The organism is Bradyrhizobium sp. PRIMUS42, assembly GCF_023006515.1.
Classification (GTDB): domain Bacteria; phylum Pseudomonadota; class Alphaproteobacteria; order Rhizobiales; family Xanthobacteraceae; genus Bradyrhizobium.
Map to the genome: position 1 here is coordinate 1 of NZ_JALBGZ010000425.1, position 5,637 is coordinate 5,637.

Below are 5,637 nucleotides of genomic sequence, written 5' to 3' on the forward strand. Positions count from 1 at the left end.
CTGGACGCCCGCCTGCACCGCCGCCCGTCCCTGCGCGACAGGCGCTGGCAGGCGGCGATGGGGTAGCTCCGCCACGAAAAAAACACCGGCCTGACGGCAAGTGCTGGCGGGACGGGTTGGGCGATTTGGGCGAATTCGCCGTTGGGGTGGCGCGGTGGTATTCCAGACGGGACTTGCAGAACAAACGGGATCGCAACCAATTTGTGGTTCGATGGTTGTGGTGCGGAAATTTTCCCTGGTTCCCTGGCGCGTGAGCCCTCCGATGCGCCTCTGCCGACCGCCGCTGGCCGCCATGCTGGCTTTGGCCACCACCCTTGCCGCTTCTGCAAGCCCTTGTTTTGCCGAGTCTTCCGCCCCGATCCCGGTCCACAATCCGCCGGCGCCGCAGAACGCCTATATCGACCTGCTGGCGCTGATATCCGGCCACTGCAAGACCTTCAAGGTCGCCGGCCGCGCCTTCGCCTGCAAGACGGTGGCCTACGCCCACGGCGACAAGGGCCGGGTCAATTTCGCGGTCGCGGTCGACGATCCCTCCGACGACAGCCACGTGGTGTCGTTCTCCGGGGAGAACGGCAAGCGCGCCGACGACAATTCCTACGAGCTGCCGATCGACCGCATGCTGCTCAACTCCAAGCACCGTCCCAAGGTCGACGGCCTGCCGGTGCCGGCCGAGCAGACCTCTACCGGCCTCTGCCGCCAGACCGGCAATTTCGCCGCCAGGAAGGTCAACGACGTCACCTGCTCAGCGACCGACAACGAAGGCCGTCGATATGAACTGCTGTTCGTCTCCGACGGTAAGCCGGTGAGTGTGCGCCGCATCCGCCAGTCGTCGCCGTCGATCCAGGATCCGTTCAAGTAGCGGCACTTCGTCCCGCCTTGAGTGATTGCGCAACCGTCGCGCATCGCTCCGTTGAAACTCCAGGTCAGCCGGTTATGCTCGGGCACGCGTCCTCATCGAGGAGACGCGATTGCAATGGGGGCGGGCCACGGTCCAGCAACGCGTATGATCATCGGGCTGGTGCGCATCCTGATCGTCTGCTTGCTCGCAAGCCTGTCGCGTGAATGCATCGCGGCCGACGGCAAGCGGCAGCGTTCGATCCTGGTTCTGGAAGAAGCCGATTTCCGCTCACCGTTTTATTCCGAGATCTTCGCCGGCATCCGCGCCGCCGCAAAGCAGAGCGGGACGGCTCACACGGTGACCTACGGCGAAAGCCTCGATCTCACCCGCTTCCCGGGACCCGGCTATGAAGAGAGCCTGGTCGGCCACCTCAGGACCAAATATGCGCAGCGGCCGATCGACGTCATCGTTTCGATCGGCGTTGCGTCGGCGAAATTCCTTCAGAAGCGCAAGCAGGAGATCTGGCCAGGCGCGCCCGTCGTCTACGGCTTCGTGCCCGATCTGCCTGAGACGCGCGCGCTTTTCCTGCCCAACACGACGGCCGTCTTCGCACGGGTACGGCCGGCGCAGCTGCTGACCGCAGCCCGCGCCGTCGTTCCCGACCTGAACCATGTCGTCCTCGTCGGCGAGGCCTGGAAGAATCCGCTGACATATGGACACTGGAAGCAGGATTTCGCGGCCGCAATGCCCGACCTCGAAGTCACCGATCTGTCCGGCGCAGTGCTGCGCGAGGTCCGCGATCACCTCGCCTCCCTGACTGCCCGCTCTGCGATCCTGACCTCGGCGATGTATTCCGACGGCGAAGGCACCTATTATTCGCCGGCCTCGGCGCTCGCACGCATCGCCGAAAAGGCCAACCGCCCGATCATCATCACGTCCGATACGTTCCTCGGGCGTTCCGGATTGGGCGGATTTCTGCTGCTGCCCGAAATGATAGGACGGGAAGCCGGCGAAGTGGCAACGCGGATCCTCGACGGCGAAGCCCCGTCGAGCATCGTCCCCTTCGCCGGAGACAACGTAAAGCCGATCTTCGATTGGCGGGAGCTGAGACGATGGAACGTGAATGAAGCCAATCTGCCCCCCGGCAGCGAGATCCGTTTCCGTGAACAGACCTTCTGGGAGCACTATCACTGGCACGCCACCATCGTCGCGAGCGTCGTTTTGGTGCAGGCGCTGATGATCGCCATCCTGCTGCGCGAGCGCCGCTTGCGCTTCGTGGCGGAGGTCGAGGCGCGTCAGCGCATGTCGGAGCTTGCCCACTTGAATCGCCGCGCAACCGCGGGCGAGATGTCGGTCTCGCTTGCCCACGAGCTGAACCAGCCGCTCGCCGCCATCCTGATCAATGCCGAGGCGGCCCAGCAGATCTTGCAGAATCCGGCGCCTGACCTCGACGAGGTCAGGGACATATTGGACCACATTTGCCGGGACGATCAGCGGGCCGCCGAGGTCATCAGCCGGCTGCGCGCGTTTCTGAAGCGGGACCCGACCGAACGGCGCGAACTCGACCTCAATGCGATGGTCGGCGAGGTGTTTCGATTCCTCTCCGTGCAGGCGCTGACGCACGATGTCGAGCTGGTGACGGAGCCCTCATCCGGAGAGATCCGCGTCAAGGCCGACAAGATCCAGCTCCAGCAGGCCATTCTGAATCTCGTCGTGAACGGCATAGATGCCGTGGCGCATCTGCCGGACAAGCGGCGCCGCGTCGTCGGGCGAACCAGCCTCGCAGATGGCAATGTGGCTCTCGTCTCCGTCACCGATACCGGTGACGGGATCCTCGCGGAAAAGGTGACCGAGATCTTCAAGCCGTTCTTCACGACCAAGGCGCAAGGCATGGGCATCGGCCTCTCGATCGCCCATACCATCGTCAAGGCGCATGGCGGGCGCATCTGGGCCGAAAACGTGCCGTCGGGGGGCGCCGTCTTTCACGTCAGCCTGCCGCTGGCAGCGCCGCGATAGCGGCGATCGCAGGCGCCAGTGGCGCCGTCGCGGTCGTCACGCGAACGCCTTCTCCAGCGTCGCGAAGACCACCGCGAGCGATTTGTCGTGGCGGGTCACTGGCGGCACCGGGCGATCGATCTTCATGAACTGATAGACCGCCATTTGCGCCGCCCGCACCGAATATTCCACGGTGAACACGACGTCGTCGGGGATTTCGACGAACTGGCTGACGAAAGCGAGGTTGACCGAGTTCTTCGGCACCGGCAGCGGCCGGTCGGCCCAATTGCGCGGCATGAACATGCTGGTGATGTAGGGCATGCGGCAGGGAATGCAGATCGCGTCCTCGAACACGCTCGCATCGAAGTTCAGGTGGCCGCACAGCTCCTTCAAAATATCCGCGCCGCCGCCCGCCGATTGCGACCGTGAGGTCGAACAGCGTGCGCTCGATCCAGCCTGCTGCCGCCCGGTGCTGCATGATCAGCGCGTAGATGCGCTCGTAGATCCGTGGCACCGAGACCAGCACTGTCGGCTGCACGTGCTTCAGGTCCTCCGACAGTTGCGGCACCGACCGCGTATAGGCGACGCAGGCGCCGGCGGCGATCGGATAGTAATAGCCGCCGGTGCCCTCGAAGGTGTGCGAGAGCGGCAGGAAGGACAGGAGGACGTCGTGCGGCTCGGCCTTGATACGGCACGCGATCGCCTTCACGTTGGCGACCACGTTGCCGTGCGACAGCATCACGCCCTTCGGCCGCCCCGTCGTGCCCGAGGTGTAGACGATGGCGGCGAGATCGTCCGGCTGGACCGCGACATCGGGCAGCGGCGCAGTCGCGCCGGGTGGTTGTGCGAGCCAGTGATCGAGCCCGACGATGCGCGCATCCGGTGTGATGAGCCCGCCTGCATCCGCGCAGACGATGCGCTTGAGATGGTCGAGCGGCTGGCCGGTCGCCACGATCGCCTGCCAGCGCTCCAGTGTATCGACGAACACGAGCAGCGCGCCGGAATCGGCGAGGACGTAGGCGATGCTGTCGGGGTTGTCGACGGCATGCATCGGCACCGGCACGAGGCCGCCGGTTTGATCCTCAGCAAAGCGGCCATGCTTCGGAGCGACCCATGACGCGCGACCGCCTGTTCCTGCTGCGCCCCGGTTTCGAGGACCCGGCCTTTCCGGGGCGCCTGTTCTACTGCTGGCATTGCGCGCTGATCGAGGGCGCGCTGGCCTCGTTTCCCCAGCTCGCCGACAAGCTGGATGTCGAGCGCATCGCATGGCCGCGCCCCAGGCAGCCGGTGATCGGCTTCTCGGCGAGGAGAATCAGTCGCTGCCGCTGCTCGTCCTGGCTGACGGAGCGACATCGCCGCACCAGACCGGCAGCCACCAGGGACGGGCCTTCATCGCCGACAAGGACGCGATCCTCGCCGCGCTCTCCGAACGCCACCGCTTTCCCGATCCGCATCCTTGAGACGCATCCGCCAGCCGGCATAGCCCTCTCGTGTCCCGGATGGAGCGGAGCGCAATCCGGGCCACAGGTCTGCAATGGCGTCACGAAACGGGTGACGCGATCGCGTCGTTCGCGGCCAAGTGATGGCAGCAATGCGATCAACGCCGTTGATGCGACAATAAATCCCACGACGCCCACTCGTGGGCGAATCGCGGCGTCGCAATACTGCGTCGTTTCGACGCCCGCACTGGCCGGAACGCGGCGAAGGCCCATCTGTTGTCACACGACATTCAACTGGAGTGATGACATGAAGTATCTCATTGTCGCGATGGCGGTCGGAGCTGCGGCGCTTGCCGGCGGATCGGCGGCAAACGCGGCCGACAATTCAAGCGCGCAGCGGAACGCGCCAGCCAGCCAATCGACCGACATCAGTGCGCAGCACCGGCACCACCATCATGGCCATCGCCATCACCATCATTGGCGGCCTCATCATCACCATCATGGCTATTATCGTTCGCACCACCGCAACTATGGCTATTACCCCAGGCACCACCGCTATTATGGCGGCGGCCCGTACGGATATTACGGCGGCGGCGGCCCCAGCGTGACATTCGGCTTCGGCGGCAGTCGCTGGTGAGAGATGAGGCCCGCAGAGATGCGGGCCTTTTTTCTTATCCCCTAAGGATCATCCCGGCCGTCTCCAGGCCGCTCGCCAGGGCGGCTTCCACCGTGCCCATGTCGGCTCCGCGATAGAGCGCTTCACCGGAGAACAACACCAGGCCGTCGGAACGCGCGAGGATCGCTTGTGCCGCGCGCGTCCGCGGCGTCGCCCAGGAATAGGCGCCGCGGGCGAAGGGATCGTGCGCCCAGTTGGTCGCCGTCGCTGCCACGAGCTCGTGCGCGATGTCCTCGCGCGACAGCTTGAAGATGGCGGCGAGCGAATCGAGCCCGGCCTCGATCAGTCCTTGCGGATCGAGTCTTTCTAGCTCCGCCGTACGCGGGCCGCCGAACCAGCCGGTGAGCACGGCATGCCGGCTCGGATATTGCGTCCACCACACCGGGATCGTCTCGTCCGACAGCAGGAAGGTCATGCCTGCGAGATCTTCCTTCCGCTCGCGCCACCAGGGCCGCGCGAAGCGCAGCAGGATCTTGATGACATTGCCGAAGCCTATGTCGTCCGTGGCGGCAAGCTTCGCGCGCGCGCTCGCCGGCAGGGCCATCTCGCGCAGCAGCGGCAGCGGCACCGTGAGGATCACGCGATCGCAGCCATGCACATCGCGCTCGGTGCAGATCTGCACGTCGACGATCGCTTCGCCGTCGTCGAGCTTCATCGCGATGATGCCGGAGCGGCGGACGTCGACGAAG

Annotated in this window: 4 protein-coding genes and 3 pseudogenes; 4 read left to right on the top strand and 3 right to left on the bottom strand. The window is 65.2% G+C overall.

Going from position 1 to position 5,637, the window contains the following annotated elements; translation table 11 throughout:
• Positions 1-262 precede the first annotated feature (262 nt).
• Together MOV75_RS25510 and MOV75_RS25515 are read left to right on the top strand one after the other, a co-directional pair.
• The gene (locus MOV75_RS25510; RefSeq protein WP_246929828.1) at positions 263-859 is read left to right on the top strand and encodes a hypothetical protein; all 597 of its coding nucleotides are present in this window, start codon (positions 263-265) and stop codon (positions 857-859) included.
• A 144-nt stretch (positions 860-1,003) separates the two neighbouring features.
• Positions 1,004-2,854, top strand: a complete 1,851-nt coding sequence (locus MOV75_RS25515) for a sensor histidine kinase (RefSeq protein ID WP_246929829.1) — start codon at positions 1,004-1,006, stop codon at positions 2,852-2,854.
• A gap of 36 nt (positions 2,855-2,890) precedes the next feature.
• Here MOV75_RS25515 and MOV75_RS25520 read toward each other — a convergent pair.
• Positions 2,891-3,238 (bottom strand): annotated as a pseudogene (locus MOV75_RS25520) (oleate hydratase); the annotation flags it as partial.
• Positions 3,237-3,902 (bottom strand): annotated as a pseudogene (locus MOV75_RS25525) (AMP-binding protein); the annotation flags it as partial. The pseudogenes MOV75_RS25525 and MOV75_RS25520, both read right to left, overlap by 2 nt.
• A 44-nt stretch (positions 3,903-3,946) precedes the next feature.
• Between MOV75_RS25525 and MOV75_RS25530 the strand changes: the two are divergent.
• Positions 3,947-4,221 (top strand): annotated as a pseudogene (locus MOV75_RS25530) (DUF3088 domain-containing protein); the annotation flags it as partial.
• 358 nt (positions 4,222-4,579) lie between these two features.
• Positions 4,580-4,909 (top strand): hypothetical protein, encoded by a 330-nt coding sequence (locus MOV75_RS25535; RefSeq protein ID WP_246929830.1) that lies wholly within the window; start codon positions 4,580-4,582, stop codon positions 4,907-4,909.
• Positions 4,910-4,943: 34 nt separating this feature from the next.
• On the opposite strand, the gene MOV75_RS25540 is transcribed toward MOV75_RS25535, so the two are convergent.
• A partial coding sequence (locus tag MOV75_RS25540; RefSeq protein WP_247006808.1) for an FAD-dependent oxidoreductase occupies positions 4,944-5,637 on the bottom strand: 694 nt, incomplete at its 5' end.

Bases quoted from the DNA above. Each gene is read 5' to 3' on its own strand.
- MOV75_RS25535 (WP_246929830.1), top strand. From the start codon at position 4,580: ATGAAGTATCTCATTGTCGCGATGGCGGTCGGAGCTGCGGCGCTTGCC.
- MOV75_RS25510 (WP_246929828.1), top strand. From the start codon at position 263: ATGCGCCTCTGCCGACCGCCGCTGGCCGCCATGCTGGCTTTGGCCACC.
- MOV75_RS25515 (WP_246929829.1), top strand. From the start codon at position 1,004: ATGATCATCGGGCTGGTGCGCATCCTGATCGTCTGCTTGCTCGCAAGC.